At 68.7% G+C, this 19,980-nt stretch carries 19 protein-coding genes and 1 tRNA gene; 15 read left to right on the forward strand and 5 right to left on the reverse strand.

Annotation, left to right across the window (positions count from 1 at the left end):
• The first annotated feature begins 63 nt into the window (after positions 1 to 63).
• Both EII35_RS02800 and EII35_RS02805 read left to right on the forward strand, forming a co-directional pair.
• Entirely contained in the window at positions 64 to 897 is an 834-nt protein-coding gene (locus tag EII35_RS02800) for a DsbA family protein (RefSeq protein ID WP_185744127.1), read from the forward strand.
• Positions 894 to 1,703, forward strand: coding sequence for a cytochrome c biogenesis CcdA family protein (locus EII35_RS02805; protein WP_125226943.1), 810 nt, complete (start codon positions 894 to 896; stop codon positions 1,701 to 1,703). Before EII35_RS02800 ends, EII35_RS02805 begins: the two co-directional genes overlap by 4 nt.
• Here EII35_RS02805 and EII35_RS02810 read toward each other — a convergent pair.
• Together EII35_RS02810 and EII35_RS02815 are read right to left on the reverse strand one after the other, a co-directional pair.
• Complete coding sequence (locus EII35_RS02810) at positions 1,698 to 1,901, reverse strand: hypothetical protein (RefSeq protein WP_125226944.1); 204 nt, start codon at positions 1,899 to 1,901, stop codon at positions 1,698 to 1,700. The two genes, EII35_RS02805 and EII35_RS02810, sit on opposite strands and share 6 nt — an antisense overlap.
• Positions 1,902 to 1,905: 4 nt before the next feature.
• On the reverse strand, positions 1,906 to 2,556 hold the full coding sequence (locus tag EII35_RS02815) for a GntR family transcriptional regulator (RefSeq protein ID WP_125226945.1): 651 nt from the start codon (positions 2,554 to 2,556) through the stop codon (positions 1,906 to 1,908).
• A gap of 167 nt (positions 2,557 to 2,723) precedes the next feature.
• On the opposite strand from EII35_RS02815, the gene EII35_RS02820 reads away from it, so the two are divergent.
• The 13 genes from EII35_RS02820 (at position 2,724) to gndA (ending at position 16,471) form a co-directional block, all read left to right on the forward strand.
• Positions 2,724 to 3,584 (forward strand): dihydrodipicolinate synthase family protein, encoded by an 861-nt coding sequence (locus EII35_RS02820; RefSeq protein WP_125226946.1) that lies wholly within the window; start codon positions 2,724 to 2,726, stop codon positions 3,582 to 3,584.
• 17 nt (positions 3,585 to 3,601) lie between these two features.
• Complete coding sequence (locus tag EII35_RS02825) at positions 3,602 to 4,567, forward strand: Bug family tripartite tricarboxylate transporter substrate binding protein (protein ID WP_125226947.1); 966 nt, start codon at positions 3,602 to 3,604, stop codon at positions 4,565 to 4,567.
• Between the two features lie 3 nt (positions 4,568 to 4,570).
• On the forward strand, positions 4,571 to 5,062 hold the full coding sequence (locus EII35_RS02830) for a tripartite tricarboxylate transporter TctB family protein (protein WP_125226948.1): 492 nt from the start codon (positions 4,571 to 4,573) through the stop codon (positions 5,060 to 5,062).
• A complete protein-coding gene (locus tag EII35_RS02835; protein ID WP_125226949.1) occupies positions 5,059 to 6,540 on the forward strand; it encodes a tripartite tricarboxylate transporter permease in 1,482 nt (493 codons plus the stop codon). The genes EII35_RS02830 and EII35_RS02835 overlap by 4 nt, the downstream gene beginning before the upstream one ends.
• Entirely contained in the window at positions 6,537 to 7,571 is a 1,035-nt protein-coding gene (locus tag EII35_RS02840) for an exo-alpha-sialidase (protein ID WP_125226950.1), read from the forward strand. Before EII35_RS02835 ends, EII35_RS02840 begins: the two co-directional genes overlap by 4 nt.
• 62 nt (positions 7,572 to 7,633) lie before the next feature.
• The gene (locus EII35_RS02845; RefSeq protein ID WP_125226951.1) at positions 7,634 to 9,136 is read left to right on the forward strand and encodes a sugar ABC transporter ATP-binding protein; all 1,503 of its coding nucleotides are present in this window, start codon (positions 7,634 to 7,636) and stop codon (positions 9,134 to 9,136) included.
• Positions 9,133 to 10,125, forward strand: a complete 993-nt coding sequence (locus EII35_RS02850) for an ABC transporter permease (protein ID WP_125226952.1) — start codon at positions 9,133 to 9,135, stop codon at positions 10,123 to 10,125. The genes EII35_RS02845 and EII35_RS02850 overlap by 4 nt, the downstream gene beginning before the upstream one ends.
• Positions 10,122 to 11,219: an ABC transporter permease gene (locus EII35_RS02855; RefSeq protein WP_125226953.1), complete on the forward strand. Its 1,098-nt coding sequence runs from the start codon at positions 10,122 to 10,124 to the stop codon at positions 11,217 to 11,219. The genes EII35_RS02850 and EII35_RS02855 overlap by 4 nt, the downstream gene beginning before the upstream one ends.
• The gene (gene rhaS, locus EII35_RS02860; protein ID WP_125226954.1) at positions 11,216 to 12,262 is read left to right on the forward strand and encodes a rhamnose ABC transporter substrate-binding protein; all 1,047 of its coding nucleotides are present in this window, start codon (positions 11,216 to 11,218) and stop codon (positions 12,260 to 12,262) included. Before EII35_RS02855 ends, rhaS begins: the two co-directional genes overlap by 4 nt.
• 93 nt (positions 12,263 to 12,355) lie before the next feature.
• Positions 12,356 to 12,440, forward strand: a tRNA-Leu gene (locus EII35_RS02865).
• Positions 12,441 to 12,578: 138 nt separating this feature from the next.
• The gene (locus tag EII35_RS02870; protein WP_125226955.1) at positions 12,579 to 13,490 is read left to right on the forward strand and encodes a hypothetical protein; all 912 of its coding nucleotides are present in this window, start codon (positions 12,579 to 12,581) and stop codon (positions 13,488 to 13,490) included.
• Between the two features lie 86 nt (positions 13,491 to 13,576).
• Positions 13,577 to 14,992, forward strand: a complete 1,416-nt coding sequence (locus EII35_RS02875; RefSeq protein ID WP_185744128.1) for a glucose-6-phosphate dehydrogenase — start codon at positions 13,577 to 13,579, stop codon at positions 14,990 to 14,992.
• Between the two features lie 18 nt (positions 14,993 to 15,010).
• The gene (gndA, locus tag EII35_RS02880) at positions 15,011 to 16,471 is read left to right on the forward strand and encodes an NADP-dependent phosphogluconate dehydrogenase (protein ID WP_125226956.1); all 1,461 of its coding nucleotides are present in this window, start codon (positions 15,011 to 15,013) and stop codon (positions 16,469 to 16,471) included.
• A 45-nt stretch (positions 16,472 to 16,516) separates the two neighbouring features.
• Here the strand turns inward: gndA and EII35_RS02885 are convergent, their stop codons facing one another.
• The 3 genes from EII35_RS02885 to fucP form a co-directional block, all read right to left on the reverse strand.
• A complete protein-coding gene (locus EII35_RS02885; protein WP_125226957.1) occupies positions 16,517 to 17,407 on the reverse strand; it encodes a LysR substrate-binding domain-containing protein in 891 nt (296 codons plus the stop codon).
• Between the two features lie 173 nt (positions 17,408 to 17,580).
• Positions 17,581 to 18,564 carry a substrate-binding domain-containing protein gene (locus tag EII35_RS02890; protein ID WP_125226958.1) on the reverse strand — a complete coding sequence of 328 codons (984 nt, stop codon included), beginning with the start codon at positions 18,562 to 18,564 and terminating at the stop codon, positions 17,581 to 17,583.
• Positions 18,561 to 19,841 (reverse strand): L-fucose:H+ symporter permease, encoded by a 1,281-nt coding sequence (fucP, locus tag EII35_RS02895; protein ID WP_125226959.1) that lies wholly within the window; start codon positions 19,839 to 19,841, stop codon positions 18,561 to 18,563. The genes EII35_RS02890 and fucP overlap by 4 nt, the downstream gene beginning before the upstream one ends.
• Positions 19,842 to 19,980: the final 139 nt, after the last annotated feature.

Genomic DNA, 19,980 nt, shown 5'->3' on the forward strand with positions numbered 1-19,980 from the left:
ACCCGGTTTGGATCCGTCCTGATGTCCTCATAGGCTCAGTGGGCACTCGAGGGGAGAATGACCATGACTGACGACAAGCCCGAACACGACCAGGCTGGCCAGAAGGCCGACAATTCAGCGACGCCGTGGAAGATCGCGACGGCGATCCTGGCCGTCCTCGTGGTGGCGGGCGCGGCCGTGTTCTCCCAACGCAGCCAGACCGGGTCGCCCCAGACCGTGCCCGCAGCCACCGTGACCGTGACGGTGTCGGGCGCGGGTGAGTCCTTGATGCCCGCGGACCCCGGGGCCGCGGCCGAGTCGCCGGCGGCGGACGCCGCCCCGACCCCCGGTTCCCGGGAGGAGTTCCTGCTGTCGTTGGCGCGTCGCCAGGAGGGGGACCCGCTGGCCAAGGGGCGGGTGGATGCCCCGGTGGTCATGACGGAGTGGGCGGACTACCGGTGCCCCTTCTGCTCGGTTTTCGGTGAGGAGACCCTGCCCCAGCTGCAGCCGCTCATCGACGACGGCACGCTGCGCGTCGAGTTCCGTGACCTCGCCATCTTCGGCGACGAGTCCGTCAATGCTGCTGCCGGTGCGCGGGCCGCGGGCAACCAGGGGCTGTTCTGGGAGTTCCAGCTGGCCCTGTACAAGGAACTCCCGAACAACGGCCACCCGCCGGTCAGCGACGACCTCGTGGTCAAGATCGCCCGCCAGGTGGGGGTCAGCGACATGGCGCGTTTCGAGGCCGACTACCGGTCCGAGGAGACCCGGGCGCTGGTCACCAAGGACACCGAGGAGGCGAAGCAGCTGGGGGTCAACTCCACCCCCACCTTCGTCGTCGGCTCCCAGGTCGTGCAGGGGGCTCAGCCGGTGGACGTGTTCCAGAAGGTGATCGCCGAGGAGAAGGACAAGGCCGCGTGACCGAGATCGGTCTCGCAGGCGCCTTCCTCGGAGGACTCGCGGCCCTGCTGAGTCCGTGTGCCGCGATGCTCCTGCCGTCGTTCTTCGCCTATGCCTTCGGTGGGTCGAAGCGGACTCTGGTCGGCAGGACGGGGCTGTTCTACCTCGGCCTGCTGCTGACGCTGGTCCCGCTCGGGCTGGGCGCGGGGGCGCTGGGGGCGTTGCTCAGCACCCACCGGCATCTCATGGCCCTCATCGGTGGGCTGCTGCTCGTTGTGCTGGGCATCGTGACGGCCCTCGGGTTGAAGATCCCCGTGCCGGGACTGCGTTCCTCCGGCGGGACGGGGCCGGTGGCCGTCGTGTTCATGGGGGCCGTCTACGGCCTGGCCGGCGCCTGCACGGGGCCCCTGCTCGGGGCGGTCCTCACCTACGCCGCGGTCGGCGGCTCCCCGCTCTACGGCGCCCTGCTGCTCGCCTGTTTCGGCGCCGGCATGGTGGCGCCGCTGCTGCTGCTCGCCTGGCTGTGGGATGGTTTCGACTTCGCCCGGCTGCTCAAGCCGCGGCCGCTGAGGCTCGGCCCGATCGAGACGTCCTGGTGGGCGCTCATCGCGGGCCTGCTCATGGTGGCCCTCGGCCTGCTGTTCCTGTTCTCGGACGCCACCTCGGCCCTCGGCGGGCTGCTGGACGCGTCGGCGCAACTCCGGCTGGAGAGCCAGCTGGGGCAGTGGGCCCTGGGGATCTCCGACGTCGTCGTGATCCTGGTCCTCGCGGCCCTGGCGGGCCTCCTCGTCTGGTGGGTCAGCGTTCGGGGTAAGCGGAACTCATGAGCCGTTCCGGCGGGAGCGGCGCGCGACGAGCCGACCTGCCCAGGGGATGGCGAACACCGGGGTGGGGGCGAGGAGCCACCACCAGCTGATCCTGTGCTGGGCCGCGAGCGCGGCGAGGAGCAGCAGGGCCACGATCCCGACGGCGGCGCACGACGCGTGGGTTGCGGGCTTGTCGTACCAGGGTCTGCGGGCTCTCATCGTCTCAGCCTCCCTGAATCGCGGCGAGGATTCGGCGCCGTGATCCGTCGAGATGGTTCTCGAGCAGGGCGATGAGCTGCTCGAGGGCGCCGGTGGTGGCCAGCTGGAGCATCCGGGCATGGTCCTCGCAGGAGGGGTGGAGATCGGCGTCCTGGGCGTTGGTGATGTCGAGGAGGGTGGCGAAGGTCGGCTGGAACTGCTGCCACAGTGCGAGCAGCCGCGCGTTGCCGGAGTTGCGGTAGAACTCGGTGTGGAAGGCGAGATCGGCCGTCGCGTAGGCGTGGGAGTCGCCCGCGTCAGCAGCTGTGCGCATGGTGGTCATGAACCCCTCGGCCCGGCCCCAGTCCGCGCCGTCGCGGGCGAGGGCGAGGGAGCAGGCGAGACGCTCGGCGGCTCCCCGGACCTGGTACAGCTCCTCCACGTCCTCCTCGGTGAACGGGCGGGTGTGGTAGCCGCGACGGCGCGGCTCGACGAGTCCCTCCGTCTGGAGGGTGCGCAGTGCGTCGCGCACCGGGCCGCGGCTGATGTCGTACTCCGCGGCGATCGCATCCTCGACGAGATGGGTGCCGGGCGCGATGGATCCGCGGATGATGCGGTCCCTGAGCGCACCGGCCAGTTGTTCCCCCAGCGCGACCAGGCGAACCGGAACGGTCATGTCCTGCCTCCTTCATCGACATGGCGAGCCTGATCCGCATCGCCTCGTGATGCGCAGTGACACGCCGAGAGATCCCTGCCCATTGTCGATCCAGCTCTTCCCGGCCGAGGTCCCCGTCGCTAGACTACCGTCAACCGTTAACGAAATGACGACAAGGGAGTGGTCAGATGCGGGTACCGGAGATCCTGTCAGCGGTGACAACGCCGTTCCTGCCCGATGGTGACATCGACGCTCCCGGGCTGCGCCGGAATCTCGAACGGCTCGAACCGCTCGTCGACGGCGTGTTCGTCGCCGGAACGACGGGGGAGTTCCCAGCCCTGGAGCCGGGGGAGCACGCGAGGATCGTCGAGATCTCCCTCGCCGTGTTCGGGCCCGAGCGGGTCGTCGTCCACGTCGGGGCCCCGAGCACCCGGCAGGCCCTCGCCATGGCCCGGCAGGCCCAGGTCCTGGGTGCTCGCCGCGCGGCCGCCCTGACGCCCTACTACCTGCCCGCCACCGTGCCCGGGATCCTCCGGCACTGGGCCGCCATCGCGGAGGCCTTCGCAGGCGAGGTCTACGGATACGTCTTCCCAGATGTCGCCCTCACCGACCTGCTCCCGGAGGGCCTCCCCGCCGTGGTCGACGCAGGCGTGGTCGGCCTGAAGGTGTCCGGGCGGGCCAGCCAACGGGTCCCGGAGTACCTCCAGCAGGCACCGGACGGGTTCCGGCTGTGGTCCGGCAACGACGCGGACCTCCCCCGCGTCCTCGAGGCGGGGGGCTGGGGGACCGTCTCCGGTGTCAGTTCGGTGTGCCCGCAGCCGTGGGCCCGGCTGCGGGATGCCCTCCGCGACGGGGACGACGGCGCCGCCGCGGCAGCGCAGCAGGTCATCGAGGAGATCGTCCCCGTCCTCGGACCCAGCATCGCCAATCTCAAGGAGGGACTCGACCTCCTCGACCTGGCGGGCGGCCCCTGCCGCATGATCATCGACCCACCCACGCCCACCCACCGCACCCGCATCGCCGACGCCGTCCGGCTCGGCGCCAACTGACTCGAAGGAGAGCCACCATGAAGCGACGCCACTTCCTCCTCACCGCCTCCACGCTGGCGGCGACCGCCGTCGCGGGGACCGCCTGCACGACGCGCAACTCCGAGAGCGGCTCCGGGGGTGAGGACTACCCCACGAAGGACATCACCCTCATCGTCCAGGCGAAGGCCGGTGGCGGCTCCGACCTGGCCTCCCGGGCGCTCGCCACGGCCATGGAGCCCATCATCGGCCGGAGCATCATCGTCGAGAACCGTCCGGGTGCCTCCGGCTCCACCGCGATGCTCCACGTGAAGTCCCAGCCCGCGGACGGCTACGTCATCGGGTTCGGCCCCGTCGAGATCGCGATGCTCGGCAGCATGAACTACGACATCAAGCCCGCCGACTACGACCTCCTCGGGCAGATCATGCTCGGCCCCGGTGTCCTCTCCGTCCCCGCCGACAGCCCCTACAACACCCTCCCCGAGTTCGTGGCCGGGGCGAAGGAGAAGGAGGTCACGGTCGCCAACTCCGGGGCGGGCTCGATCTGGGAACTCACCGGATCCTCGCTCGCCCAGATGACCGGGGCGCAGATCAAGCCGGTACCCTTCGACGGCGGCGCCCCCGCCGTCGCCGCGGTCCTCGGCAACCAGGTGGATGCCGCCGCCTCCGGGGTCAACGAGGTCAAGCAGAACCTGGCCGACGGCAAGCTCAAGGTTCTCGCGATCTTCCACGCCGAGCGCCACCCGGAGCTCAAGGACGTCCCGACGGCCAAGGAGCAGGGCGTCGACCTCGAGATCGGCGGCTGGGGCGGCATCTACGCCCCCAAGGGGCTGCCGGAGGCGGTCAGGAAGAAGCTGGAGGACGCCATCAAGAAGGCCGTCGAGTCCGAGTCGTACCAGAAGACCATCACGGCCAGCGGCAACCTCGTCGTCTACAAGGACGCTGCTGCCTTCACCGAGTTCGCCAGTGCCGAGGCCGAGCGCTTCGCCAAGCTGATCGGATCCTGACTGATGACCGAGGCCGTGGGTGGGGAGGGCTCCTCCCCGCCCGTGACCGCCGCCCCGTCGCGGCCCCTGGAGGTCGCGGCGTCGCTGGCCGTCGTGGTGCTGGGGGTGGCGATGTTCCTGGGCGCCCGGATCATCCGGGTGCGCAACGAGACCGGGGGCATCGACCCCCGCTGGTGGCCCGGGGTCATCGGGGCCGGCATCGCGGTGATGGGCCTGTGGATGCTGGTCGACGCGGTGCGTGCCCCGATCTCCCGTGAGGTCGCGCCCGCCCAGCGCAGCGGCTGGGTCCAGATGGCCGCCACCGTCGCGGGTCTGGGCGTCGTTCTTCTGCTGTGGCAGATCGGGGTGAGTTTCCTCGTGCTCGGCCCCGGCTACCTCGTCGTCATGAACTGGGTGTTTCGGCTGCGTACCTGGCGGTCGCTGCTGCTGTTTCCCGGCATCGTCCTGGTGCTGTTGCTGCTCGTGTTCCAGATGCTGTTGAAGGTACCGCTGTGAACGCCGTCGTCGAGGGACTCGCGGCCCTGCTCACCCCCACCGCGATGCTGTGCCTCGTCATCGGGCTGGGTCTCGGCCTGCTCGTGGGGATGTTCCCCGGGATCACCATCACCATGGCGGTCGCGCTCGCCACCGGGTTCACCCTCACCATGCAGCCCGCCGAGGGGCTGGCGATGCTGCTGGCGATCTACGTGGCCGCCCAGTTCGGCGACCGGATCCCCGCGATCCTCGTCAACACCCCCGGAACGCCCGCGTCGGTGTCGACGACGTTCGACGGCTACCCGCTGGCCCGGCAGGGCAGGGGCGGGGTGGCGTTGTCCCTGTCGGCGATCGTCACCGCCTTCGGCATCCTCATGTCGATGCTGGTGCTCGTGTTCCTGGCCCAGCCGATCGCGACCTTCGCCCTGAGGTTCGGGCCGTTCGAGATGTTCGCCCTCGTGTGCTTCGGCCTCACCGTCATCATCTCGATCTCCGGGAACTCGTTGCCGAAGGGCATCCTCGCGGGGTTGCTGGGCATCGCCCTGGCCACCGTCGGCCTCGACCCCATCACCGCGGATCAACGCTTCACCCTCGGGATCAACGAGCTCACCGGTGGGCTCGACTTCATCGCGCTCATCATCGGCTTGTTCGGCATCACCGAGGTGCTCGACCAGGTCCTCACCCACACCGAGCACCGCACTCAGCGGGTCACCTCCATCGGTCGGTGGCTGCCGAACCGTTCCGAGCTGCGCAGGGCAACCAGGCCCGCCCTGCAGTCCGGGGTCCTGGGTGCCGTCATCGGCGTCATCCCCGCGGCCGGGGGCGACATCGCGGGGATCGTGGGGTGGAACCGGGCCAAGGCGATCTCGAAGCATCCCGAGGAGTTCGGGAAGGGCTCCATCGAGGGGCTGGTCGGGGCGGACACCGCCTCGTCGTCCACGCTCGGGGGTTCGCTCACCACGACGCTGGCTCTCGGCATCCCCGGCGACTCGGTGATGGCCATCATGCTCGGCTCCATGGTGATCTGGGGCATCCAACCCGGGCCGAGCCTGTTCGAGCGGCGCCCCGACATCATCGTGACGATCGTCGCCGTCATGCTGCTCGCCACGATCGTCACCACCGCTGTCAGCCTCATCCGCACCTCAGCCATGGCGCGGCTGCTCGATCTGAGGCCGCAGTGGCTGTGGGGCATCATCCTGGTGTTCTGCGTCGTCGGCACCTACGCCACCACCAACAACGTGGCCACCGTGCTGCAGATGCTGCTCTTCGGGCTGCTGGGGCTCGGGCTGAGACGCCTCGGCATCGCGGCCGCGCCGGTGGTACTCGGGTTCCTCCTCGGGCCGTTGGCCGAGGCCAACCTCAGGCGGGCGATGCTCATCGGTGAGCCCGTCCAGTTCCTCACCCAGCCCATCTCCGCGGTGCTCCTCCTGCTCGCCGCCGGCTCGCTGCTGCTGCCGGTGCTCCGGAGGATGCGGCAACGACGGAGGGTGCGGTCATGAGACGGCTCGTCGCCATCGCCCCGCCGGGGCGCCAGGTCCACGGCAGTTCCCTCCTCGTGACCGGCGGGAGGGAGCACGTCGCCTGGTTCTCCGGCTCCCATGAGGGTGCCCCCGACACCCGGATCCACGTGAGTCTGGCGGCACGGGGGGAATCCTTCGGCGACCCGACGGTGGTCACGGGAATGGACGGGGTGGCCCACTGGAACCCGGTCCTGGCGGCGGGTCCCGACGGCAGGATCTGGCTGTTCCTCAGGGTGGGGGAGCGGATCGACACGTGGCGGACCATGGTCACGACCTCCACCGACGGCCGTTCGTGGGAGACCCCGCGGGACCTCGTGCCGGGGGACCTTTCAGGTGGGCGGGGCCCGGTGCGCCAGGCCCCGCTCCAGTGGCGCGGCGCCTGGTGGGCGGGCGGGTCCACGGAGTGCTGGGATCCCTTGCGGTGGGACTGCTTCGTCGATCGTTCCCGCGACGGGGGTCGTACGTGGGAGCGCATCGACCTTCCCCTCGACCACGCCGCCTGCGCCGGGGCGGGCTGCATCCAGCCATGGCTGGTCGAGGTCGAGGACCGGCTCGTCGCCCTCACCCGCAGCAGCGGCGGCGCCGTGTTCCGGGCCGAGAGCCCGGACGGGGTGCGCTGGGGCGCACTGCAACCGACGGGGCTCGCCAACAACAACAGCGGCATCGCCGTCACGGCCCTGGACGATGGCTCCCTGGTGTGCGTCCACAATCCCGGCGGCCACGACTGGGGGCCGCGGGATCGGCTCGTGCTGTCGGTCTCCGGGGACGGGGGCTGGACCTGGCGCGAGGCCGCGGTGCTGGAGGACGGCATGCCGTTGCCCGGGATCGCCGTCGATGTCCGTGGCGACGGCGTCCCCACCGCAGCCGGGGTGCAGGGGGTGGTCACCGACGGCCGGGGCGAGTTCTCCTACCCCAGCATCGCCCGTGATGGAAGCCGTCTCATCATCAGTTACACGTGGCAACGACAGGCTATCGTCGTCACCGACATGGACATCGGAGCCCTGACATGAGCAACCACCATGAATCACACAGACCCGTTGACGTGTCACGAACCCCGACGAGGAGGTTGGGTATGAACACACGGCCACTGCTCGCCATGAGTGGTGTGACCAAGACCTTCGGTTCCGTCGTCGCCCTACGGGACGGCACCCTGGCACTGCATCCCGGATCCATCCACGCCCTGGTGGGTGAGAACGGTGCCGGCAAGTCGACCCTGGTCAAGATCGCCGCCGGGTTGTACGAACGCGACGGCGGCAGCGTCGAACTCGACGGTGAGCCCGTTGCCTTCCGCAGCACCGCCGAGTCCCGGGCCGCCGGGATCGCTGTCATCTACCAGGAGCCGACGCTGTTCCCGGACCTGTCGGTGACGGAGAACATCTTCATGGGGCGGCAGCCGACGTCGCGGTTCGGTGTCATCGACCGGCCGCGCATGCGTCGTGAGGTCTTGGCGCTGATGGAGCGCCTCGGGGTCACCCTCGACCCGGACCGTCCCGCCGACGGCCTGTCGATCGCCGACCAGCAGATCATCGAGATCGCCAAGGCGATCTCCCTCGACGCGCGGGTCCTCATCATGGACGAGCCCACGGCCGCCCTGTCCGGTGTGGAGGTGGAGCGGCTGTTCGCCGTCGCCCGTTCCCTCAGGGACGAGGGCAGGGCGCTCATGTTCATCTCCCACCGCTTCGACGAGGTGTTCGACCTGTGCGACACGATCACCGTGATGCGGGACGGGGCCTACGTCGAGACCACCGCGACCTCGACGACCACCGTGGCCGACGTCGTGCGCGCCATGGTGGGGCGGGAGGTGACCGACCTGTTCCCGAAGCAGCCCGCCACCATCAGGGATGTCGCCCTCGAGGTGTCCGGTCTCACCCGGTCGGGGGTTTTCTCCGACATCAGTTTCCAGGTGCGGCAGGGGGAGATCGTCGCCCTGGCGGGGCTCGTCGGCGCGGGCCGCTCCGAGGTGGCCCGGGCGATCTTCGGCGTCGACACCTACGACAGCGGCACCGTGACCGTGCTGGGAAACCGGCTCCCGGGAGGTTCCCCGACGGCGGCCCTCGGCATGGGGCTCGCGCTCGTGCCGGAGGACCGGCGCGGGCAGGGGCTGGTCATGGAGGCGCCTGTGAGGACCAACATCACCGACGCCATTCGTCGTCGCCTGACCCGGTGGGGACTCATCACCGCCGCCGCCGAGAACGTCGCGGCCCGTGACTGGGCGGGTCGGCTCGAGGTGAAGGCCGCGGCCCTCGACTCGCTGGCGGGGACCCTGTCCGGAGGCAACCAGCAGAAGGTCGTCCTCGCGAAGTGGCTGGCCACGGAACCCTCCGTCCTCATCATCGATGAACCCACCCGGGGCATCGACGTGGGCACGAAGTCCGAGGTGCACCGGATGATGTCCGACCTGGCTGGTCAGGGCATGGCGATCCTCATGATCTCGTCGGAGCTCCCGGAGGTGCTGGGGATGGCGGATCGGGTGCTGGTCATGCGTGAGGGCCGGCTGACCGCGTCCCTCGACCGCGCCGAGGCCACCCCTGAGGCCGTCATGACGGCCGCGACCCGATCGGAGGAGGCAGCATGAACGCCCGTGCGGTCCTCGGCCGGGTGTTGCGGTCCCGGGAGTCCGGGATCGCCCTGGTGCTCCTCGTCGTGGTGGCCATCACGACGTGGCGCAACCCTGCGTTCCTGTTTTCGGCCGACGGGTTCCGTGACCTGCTGCTGACCCCGTCGATCCTCCTGGTCGTGGCGCTGGGGCAGGGCCTGGTCATCCTCACCCGCAACGTCGACCTGTCCGTCGGCTCCGTGGTGGGGCTCACCGCCTACCTGGTGGGCACGCTGTTCCAGCTGGGGCTGCCCATCCCGGTGGTCGTCGTCGCCGGGTGCCTCGCCGGGGCCCTGCTCGGGCTCGTCAACGGGATGCTCGTCGCCTTCGGTCGGGTGCCGTCGATGGTCATCACCCTCGGCACGCTCTACGCCTACCGCGGCATCAACGTGTGGTGGACGGGCTCGGACCGCATCGACGCATCCGAACTGCCCCCCGCGTTCCTCAGGCTCGGCACCCAGCAGATCCTCGGCATCCCCGTGCTGACGATCATCGCGGTCGTCGCCCTGGCCGCCGTCGCCTGGTACCTCCACAACACCCGCGGGGGACGCGAGTGCTACGCCATCGGCTCGGCCCCGGATGCGGCCATCCTCTACGGCCTCGACGTGCGTCGCCGCGTGCTGGTCGCCTTCGCCTTCTCCGGGCTGATGGCGGGGCTGGCCGGGGTGCTGTTCGCCGCGCGGTACGGGACGATCAACTCCCAGGCCGGCGACGGCTTCGAGCTGGAGGCCGTCGGCGCGGCGGTCATCGGCGGCGTGGCGATCACGGGCGGTGTGGGCACCATCGCCGGGGCGGCCCTCGGGGCCGTCCTCCTGGTCACCATCAACCGTGCCCTCCCCGTGCTGGGCATCCCCGACTTCTGGCAGCGGGCCGTGGTCGGCGTGCTGATCCTCGGCGCGATCGTCATGGACCGGGTCCTCGCGGTCCGGGAGCACCGTCGTCGGATCGAGAAGCGAGCGGCATCATGAGACAGGCAACCATCCCCACCCATGCGACGCCGCTGTGGCGGCGCGTCCTGCTGACCCGCGAGATGGCGATGGTGGCGCTGCTCGCCCTGGTGCTGGTCTGGGCGAGCGTCTCGGTGCCGAAGTTCGCCACCCCCGCGACAGTGTCCTACCTGCTGCTGGACGCCGCCGTCATCCTCATCATCGCCCTGCCGATGACCCCCATCATGATCACCGGGGACATCGACCTGTCCGTCGGCTCCATGGTGGGGCTCAGCTCGGTGGTCTTCGGGGTGGTGTTCCAGTCGGGGGCCGGCGTGGTCCCGGGCATCCTGCTGGCGCTGGTCGTCGGCGTGGCAGGCGGGTTCCTCAACGGGCTGCTCGTCACCCGCATCGGTCTGCCGGCCCTCGCCGTCACCATCGGCACCATGGCGCTGTTCCGGGGGGTGGCCGTCGGGTTGCTGGGCACCACCGCGGTCACGAAGTTCCCGTCGGAGTGGACCGGATTGGCGAAGGCGAGGATCCCCGGAACCCCGATCCCCGTGGTCATGATCGTGTTCCTCATCCTGCTGGCGGTTTTCGTCGTGCTGCTCAACTTCACCCCCTTCGGGCGGGGGATCTACGCCATCGGGTTGAGCAAGGAGGCCGCGCGCTTCAACGGTGTCGCCGTGGCGCGGACCCGGCTGATCCTGTTCGTGCTCTCCGGGGTGCTGTCGGCGTTCGCCGGCGTCTACTTCACCCTCCGTTACGGCTCCGCCCGCGGTGACAACGCGACGGGGTTGGAGCTGCAGGTCATCGCCGCCGTCGTGCTGGGTGGGGTGTCCGTGTTCGGGGGACGCGGCATGCTGCACGGTGTCGTCGCCGGTGTGCTGGTCATCGGGGCCGTCGCGAGCGCCCTGAGGCTCGCGAACGTCACGGCCGACTTCATCAACATCATCACGGGAGTGCTCCTGGTGCTCTCCGTCATGGCGGCGTCGATGCTCGACTGGGCCCGACGTCGTCGCGATAGACGAGGAGGCGCCGCTGGCCTGGGACGTCACCACGACGGCAGTGGAAACCGGCCGACGGCGCAGACCTCACCCAACCCATCCGAGTCGAACGAGGGAAAGGTCCAATGAAGTTCACAACCCTGGTCGCCAAGACCGCCACCGTCGTCACCCTGTCCGCCCTCGCCCTGACCGCCTGCTCGTCGGGCGGGTCATCCGGCGACCCCGGCACCGCCCCCGAGGGGGGTAAGGAGGGCGGGGAGCAGATCTCCGTCACCTTCGTCCCGAAGAACCTCGGCAACCCGTACTTCGACACGTCGAGCAAGGGGGGCAAGGCAGCCGTCGCCGAGTTCTCCGGCACCTTCAACGAGGTCGGCCCCTCGGCGGCGACGCCGGACGCGCAGGTCAGTTACATCAACACCCTCACCCAGCAGCAGGTCGGGGCGATCGTCATCTCCGCCAACGACCCGGCGGCCATCTGCGACGCGCTCGGCGAGGCCCGGCAGGCCGGCATCAAGGTGGTCACCTTCGACTCCGACACCAACCCCGAGTGCCGTGACCTGTTCGTGAACCAGGCCGATGCCGCGGGAATCGCGAAGGTGCAGGTCGACATGATCGCCGAGCAGATCGGCGGGTCCGGGGAGATCGCCATCCTCTCCGCCTCGGCCAACGCGACGAACCAGAACACCTGGATCGAGCTCATGAAGGAGGAGTTGGCCGCCAACCATCCTGACATCACCCTGGTGGAGGTCGTCTACGGCGACGATGACGACCAGACGTCCTTCGACAAGACCGCGGCCCTGATCCAGACCTACCCCAACCTCAAGGGCATCATCTCGCCGACGACGGTGGGCATCGCGGCCGCCGCCCGCTACGTCTCCACCTCCAGCGCCAAGGGCAAGCTCGCCATCACGGGGCTGGGCACGCCGAACCAGATGCGCGAGTACGTCAAGGACGGCACGGTGAAGGAGTTCGCGCTGTGGAACCCGGAGGACCTGGGATATCTCAGCGCCTACGCGGCCAAGTCCTTGGTCGACGGCACCATCAAGGGGGCCGAGGGCGACAAGTTCACCGCCGGCCGTCTCAAGGAGTACACCGTCGGGGCCGACGGGGTGGTCCTGCTGGGCGATCCGTTCCGGTTCAACGCCGACAACATCGATCAGTTCGACTTCTGATCGCCCGCGTCCGGGGTGCGGCACTGCAGTTGCGTGCCGCGCCCCGGGGCTGGTATCGTTCAGCGTCGCGCCCACTTCGGTGGGGCAGCCCAGGTCCGGGTGGCGGAATGGTAGACGCGCTAGCTTGAGGTGCTAGTGCCCGATACAGGGCGTGGAGGTTCAAGTCCTCTCTCGGACACAAGATCCCGGGACATCACGGATGTCCCGGGTTTTCTGTTCCCGTGGCTGCGCCCCGGGCGCGGGTCGCCGCGGTGCAGATTGCACCCCTCGTGCGTGAATCGTGCCTTGGCAAGGGGATGTCCTTACCCTGGGCCGCATGGTGGAGTGGACATTGAAGCCCGGGGACATCACACGACGCAGTGAGGTCGCGAAGCGGTACGGGGGAGGGCCGCAGCGGGGAATCGAGGCATCGAACCAAACCCCGAACATCATGCTCTACTCGGATCCCGAGGTGGGTGTGGAACACGGCTACCAGTTCGACGGATGGAGTCCCGACGGCGCCTTCCACTACACGGGGGAGGGGAAGTCGGGCGACCAGCAGCTGACCGGTGGGAACCGAGCCATCAGGGACTCCACGACCAGCGGCAGGATACTGCGGGTCTTCGAGGCCGCCAGCGGGAAACAGCCGGGCGGAAAGTTGCAGCGCTACGTCGGCGCCTTCCGGCTCGACCCTCGGGCCCCCTACCGTGTTGAGACCGTGAACCACGGCCGTGAGAAACGCAATGTGCTGGTGTTCCGGCTGCTGCCTCTCGACGTCAGGCCCCCCACAACACGGGTGAACACCCCATCCGGGGCGGGTGTGGTCACCGAGTTGTTGGGGCCGGAATCCAATGACGTTCGTTCATTCCGGGAGCGAGCCTGTCAGCAGGGCATCAGCACCCCGGAGCGGGAGGAGACGATGCGCGCCTGGGAGACCCGCTTGCGCCACCAGCACCATGACGTGTACCGGGTGAAGATTGTGTTGCCCGCCGACAAGGTCATGTTCCTCACCGACACCTATGACGCCACGACGCAGGAACTCTTCGACGTCCAGCGCAGCAGTTCTCGAGGTGCCGTTCGGATGGGCATCGGGCGTCTCATGGACTTCCGGAGGCACGTCCAACCGAGAGCGTGCAGCCTGTTGCTGCCGGAGCGCCCGAGCGACGACCTCATGGACCTCGTCTCCCATGCCCGCATCGGGTTGATCGTCCGGCAGGGGAACAAGTGGAAGCGACTCATCCATCCCTGAACGGGCTCAGCCACGGAAGCGGTTCGACTTCGGTCCGTTTGCAGGCGACTGGTAGCGTCACCTCTGTTCAGCAAGGAGAGGATTCCATGACCCAGGACAACACAGGTCACGACCTCAACGGTGACGTGGGACGCGGCCCCGTGACATTGATGATTCTCGGCGCCAGTGGCGACCTCACGTCGCGGCTGCTGCTGCCGGGGTTGGGCAGCCTCATGAGGCTGGAGGCGGATCGTGATCTCACTGTGATCGGAACGGGTCGTTCGGCCATCAGCGACGACCAGTTCCGCGGCGTCATCCAGCAGGCCTTCAATCGCGTCCAGTGCCCGGAGGCCACCACAGCCAAGGTGATGCGGCGGGCCCGTTACATCCAGGCGGATCCCACGGACCCCGATGGGCTGCGCCAGCTGTTCGAGGCGGCGACCGGCACCGTCGTCATGTACTTCGCTCTGCCACCCACGGTGACCATGAAGATTTGTCACGTCCTCGAGACGATGGAGCGTCCCGAGGGGCTGCGCCTGGCCCTCGAGAAACCCTTCGGCGTGGACCGGCCCTCCGCCGTGGCCCTCAACGAACAATTGCAGCGGGTGGTGCCGGAGGACCACATCTACCGGGTCGATCACATCCTCGCCACCGCCACCGTCCTCAACCTGGTCGGGTTGCGTTTCGCCAACCGGGCCCTCCAGCTCATGTGGGATGCGCAGCAGATCGAACGGGTGGAGATCGTCTACGACGAGGTGCTTGCCCTCGAGGGGCGAGCCGCCTACTACGACAAGTCCGGTGCGCTGCGTGACATGTTGCAGAGCCACCTGTTGCAGGTGCTCTCCCTGTTCGCGATGGAGCCCCCGGCCAGTCTGGAACCCACCGAGATCCACGACCTCCAGGCCCAGGTCCTCCGGGCCACCCGTGTCTGGCAGGGTGATCCCCTCGTCGCTGCCCGTCGCGCCCGGTACACCGCAGGCTACGTGGAGGGCCACGCCGTGCCGTCCTACGTCGACGAGGAGGGCGTCGACCCGGATCTCGGGACCGAGACCCTCGCTGAGGTGACCCTGGAGATCCAGAACAACCGGTGGGCCGGTGTGCCGTTCACGCTGCGCTCCGGCAAGGGGCTGAGCAAGAAGCGCAAGGAGATCATCTGCCACTTGCGTCCGGTCCCGCACATCCCCGTCGGGTTCCGGTCCACCTGTCGGGAACCTGACCAGCTGCGCATCGGCCTCAACCCCGGCAACGTGAGCCTCGAGCTGTCGATGAACTCCGCCACCCCGAAGGTGCTGGAGAAGAAGTCATTGACCACGGAGCTCGGCCAGCCCGTCATGACCGCCTATGGTGAGGTGCTACGCCAGATCTTCGACGGCAACCAGCTCCTGGCCGTGAGGGCCGACATCGCCGAGGAGTCGTGGCGGGTCTTCGAGTCGACCCTCGCCGCCTTCGCGAACAATGACATCCCCATGGACGAGTACCCGGCCGGTTCCTCCGGCCCCTGGCCGCTCACCCGGACCTTCTGAACCCCGCAAGGAGCAACAATGAGCAACCCCAGCCCCCAGCTCGCGCAGGTCGGCGTCATCGGCATGGCCGTCATGGGCTCCAACCTGGCCCGCAACCTCGCCCGCCACGGCTACCGGGTGGCCGTGTACAACAGGACCGCCGCCCGTACCGACCAGATGATCGCCGCGCACGGCCACGAGGGAACCTTCCTGCCCTCCCACACCCTCGCCGACTTCGTCGCCTCCATCGAGGCGCCGCGGAGCATCATCATCATGGTCCAGGCAGGGAAGGGGACCGACGCCGTCATCGACGAGCTGATGCCGCTGCTCGAGCCGGGGGACGTCGTCATGGACGGTGGCAACGCCCACTTCCGCGACACGATCCGGCGAGAGGCGGAGGTCTCCCAGAAGGGCTTCCACTTCGTGGGCTGCGGGATCAGTGGCGGTGAGTACGGCGCCCTGACGGGCCCGTCGATCATGCCGGGCGGCACCCCGGAGAGCTACCGGATCCTCGGGCCGATGCTGGAGGACATCTCCGCCCATGTCACGAACGACGACGGCTCGGTCGATCCCTGCTGCGCCTGGATGGGCCCGAACGGGGCGGGGCATTTCGTCAAGATGATCCACAACGGCATCGAGTACTCCGACATGCAGGTCATCGGCGAGGCGTGGATGCTGCTGCGGGGCGCCGGCTTCACCAATGCCGAGTGCGCCGACATCTTCGCCCAGTGGAACAGCGGCGACCTCGACTCCTACCTCATCGAGATCACCAGCGAGGTGCTGCGCCAGAAGGATCCCCGCACCGGCGCCGACCTCGTCGACGTCATCAAGGACCGGGCCGGGATGAAGGGCACCGGCACCTGGACCGTCATGACGGCGCTGGAACTCGCGGCCCCCGTCAACGGGATCGCCGAGGCGGTGTTCGCCCGCGCGACCTCCAGCCACGACGATCTCCGTGGTCTCGCCCAGCAGGCCCTGTCCGGACCTGACGGCACCGTGAAGGTCGAGGACCGCGACGCCTTCGTCGAGGATGTCCGCAAGGCGCTGTGGTGCAGCAAGGTGATCGCCTACTCGCAGGGCTTCGACGAGATCCGCACCGGAGGTCGGGAGTTCGGTTGGGACATCCGCGTGGCCGATGCTGCGATGATCTGGCGGGATGGCTGCATCATTCGCGCGAAGCTGCTGGAGCGGATTCGCAAGGAGTACGCGGCCGATCCGGGGCTGGTGTCCTTCATGTGCGCCCCGTCGGTGGCCCCGGAGTTGGCGGAGTACCAGGATGCCTGGCGTCGGGTCGTCGCGACCGCGGTGACCTCGGGGATCGGTGCGCCTGTCTTCGCCGCGACGCTGGCCTATTACGACCTGGCTCGCGCCCCCCGCGTCAACGCAGCCCTCACACAGGCCCAGCGGGACTTCTTCGGCTCCCACACCTACGAGCGCGTAGACGACGAGGGGCACTGGCACCTCGACTGGTCGGGGGATCGCAGCGAGTCGCACGCCTGACCCGCCGTCCAGGCCGCGGTGTGCGCGGGGAACATCCGGTGTTCCTCACTGCGGTGCTTCCTGGTCGGAGGGGGATGTGCCGCGCGCAACCAGGTCCTGGGCGTTGCGCAGGACATGGTCGCGGAAGAGCTCGGCGGCGGGCAGGAGCTGTCGCTCGCTGGGCCAGCTCAGGCCGATGTCGCGGAAGACCCGTCCCGGGAGGTCGCGTAGGACCACCTCGCCGGGGCGTTCCGGGGCCAGGGCGATGCCGAGTCCTGCCGCCACGTAGCCGTAGAGCGACGGCAGGTCGTCGACCTCGTAGGCGATCCGTGGACGCACCCCGGCTGCCGACAGGATGGCGTCGGTCGCGAGCCGCAACTGGGAGGTGGGTCGCATGGCCACCAGCGGTTCCTCAGCCAGGTCGGTGACGGCGATGCCCGGCCGTCGGGACAGCGGATGCTCTCGGGGCAGGACGACCTTGATCGGTTCACGCAGCAGCACCCGCCACTGCCTTCCGGGGAGTTGTCGGGTGCTCAGCTCCAGATCGGGGTGCCTCGCCGCCGTGGTCCTGTCGCGGAGGGAGTGCAGCTCGAGCTTCACGTCGGGATGTCCTTCCCGGAAGGTCGCCACGAGTCGCGGCACCAGCCAGGAGCCGAGTGAGGCCTGGTAGGCCAGCACCACGGTTCCCCGTTCCGGGTCAGTGAGCTGGTCAACGGCGGCCAGGCCGTCGTCGAGGTGGTGCAGCATCGCATCGACGTGTCTCTTGAACGCCGCCCCGGCCCGGGTGAGTCGCAGCAGTCGCCCCTCCCGGTGCAGCAAGGGCGTGCCCACCTCGTCGCTCAGCCTGGCCAGGGCGCGCGAGATGGTGGGCTGCGAGGTGAGTTCCAGCTCGCTCACCTCGGTGACCGTGGCCCCATCCGCCACCAACTGGAACCACCGGAGCGTTGCAACGTCCATGTCAATAGCCTAAAGCGGGCGCATGATTCATGTGAAAGAAATGTATTGGACGTATGGGTGATCGGGGTCGCAGCATGGATACATGACGTGGTTCCAAGCTCTCATCACCACATTCCTGGACGCCGAGTTCGGGGCCTACCCCGCATCACGAGGGGTCGGCGCCGGCGCCTCCGTCACGATCCCCAGCACGTCCGAATCCCGTACTCCACATTCCTGGAGTGCACAGCTGGTGCCGGCGACCCGCTGACCAGTTCCGTCCCGGTTGCCAGGTGAGCCGACGGCGCCTGGCCGTCGCGCACCTGGGCGACCACAGCCTTCACCCCTTCCCGGGCCATGTTCTGGGGGAACTGCATGGCCGTGGCATCGATGTCCCCGGGGCGCACCGCGTCCTTCATGGCGCGGCAACCGCCATCGATGCTCACCACGACGACGCGTGCCAGGTCACGCCCGGCAGCCTTCAGGGCGGTCACGGCGCCCAGCGCCGCCGGTTCGTTGACCGCGTAGACCACGTTGATGCCGGGGTACGCTTCGAGGAGTTCCGTCATCGCCCGCTCGGCCAGCACCTGATCCCCCTGGGTGTCGGCCCTGGCATCGGGGGTCGTCGCCCCGAAACCGGCCAGGAAGCCGGCTGCTCGTTCCTCACCCGAGGCGATGCCCGGAGCCAGATCCAGCATCGCCACCTGAGGTGGTTCTCCCAGTTCTGCGATCTTCGCGGCAGCGTACTCGCCGACCAGCTCTCCCGCCCGTCGGTTGTCGGTGCCGAAGTAGGCATCGGTGGTCTCCACCGGATCCATGGGGGTGTCCAGGGCGATCACGGTGATCCCGGCCTGCCTGGCTGCAGCGATGTCCGGAGCCAGCGCCGTCGAGTCCGTCGGGGCGATGAGGATGCCGTCCACCCCCTTGGCCACCATCTCCTGGAGCGCCTGACGTTGGGAGGTCACGTCCACGTCACTGCTGCCCGTGGCGACGGTGAGGGTGGCCCCGGCGCGCCGAGCTGTGTCCTCGGCGACCTCGCGCATCGTGACCCAGTACGAATTGGTCTCCTGCTTGGTGATGAGTCCGATGTGCACGGGAGGGCGCGTGTCACTGCAGGCTCCCAGCACGGCGGTCAGTGTTGCTGCCACGATCAGGGCGAGCAGGGTGCGCGAGGCTCTCATGATGTCCCCTCCCGGGAGTGTGTGAGGTCGTAGCCTGCGTAGGCCGCGACCAGGGCGAGGCAGACGGCCGGCACGATGAAGCCGAAGGCCGACCCTGCCATGTCCATCACGCTGGCCTGGACCAAGGGGATGGTCGCGCCACCGAGGATGGCCATGACGAGTCCAGCGGAGCCGAACTTGGTGTCCTCACCGAGGCCCTTCAGGGCGATGCCATAGATGGTGGGGAACATCAGGGACAAGGCGGCCGAGATGCTCACGACGGCGATCAGCCCGATGACGTTGAGCACGAACATGGAGGTCAGGCAGCAGCCCACCCCGAACAGCGCCATGATGAGCAGGAGTCGTGACGGCTTGATGACGCCGAGCAACAGAACCATCACGAATCTGGCAATGAGGAACAGCAGCAGACTGGCCTGCAGCCACCACCCCGCCTGCTCCGGGGAAGTGCCGACGACGTCCTGGGCGTAGATGATGGTGTAGGTCCAGGTGCAGGTCTGGGCGGCCACGTTGAAGAACTGGGCGAACACCCCCCAGCGGTAGTGCCCGTTTCGCCACAGCCTGCCGAACCGGCCTCCTTGAGTGACGGGGGCGTCCTCCTTGCTGGGCAACGGGAGACGACGGAAGGCGATGAGCAGCCAGATCACGACCAGAGCCGTCGCGATACCCAGGTAGGGGCCCAGGACGAGCCCCAGGTCGGCCTCCTGCGCCGCCCGGAGCTCGGTCTCGTCCATGATGGATTTCGCCGGCTCCGGTGTGAGATGGGGCAGAATCAGGACCGCGCCCATGAGCACCCCGAGGTTCGCGCCGATGGGGTTGAAGGCCTGGGCCAGGTTGAGGCGACGGGTGGCGGTGCTCTCGTTCCCCATGGCGATCACGAGGGGATTGGCCGAGGTCTCCAGGATCGACAGACCCGCTGCCAGTGTGAACAGGGCCAGCAGGAACATCCCGTAGGTCAGCATCTTCGCGGCAGGGATGAACAGGAAGCCACCCAGGGCGGCGAGGCCCAGCCCGGTCAGCAGGCCCGCCTTGAACCCGAAACGCTGGTTGATCATGGCGGCTGGGATCGCCAGCAGGAAGTAGGCCCCGTAGTAGGCGAACTGCACCAGGGACGACTCGAGGATGCTCATGGTGAAGATGCTGCGGAACACACCCACCAGCACGTCGGTCAGGTTGGCTGCAGTGCCCCAGGCCGCGAAGCACAGCAGCAGGAGGACGAAGGGAATCCGAAGTTGTGCGGGCACCAAGGGTGACCGGCTGGAGGTCGGTGGAGCACTCATCCGTATCTCCTGTCGTTGGGCGGCACTGCCCGCGTGGATGGGACCAGTCTAAGAGGGTGCGCGGATAGGCGCATCTACTGCGGTCACCCCGGTGACCCCCTGACGACGTTGTCCTCCTTGAACGCACGATCCAGTGCGC

Source organism: Arachnia propionica (assembly GCF_003932785.1).
Taxonomy (GTDB): Bacteria; Actinomycetota; Actinomycetes; order Propionibacteriales; family Propionibacteriaceae; genus Arachnia; species Arachnia propionica_B.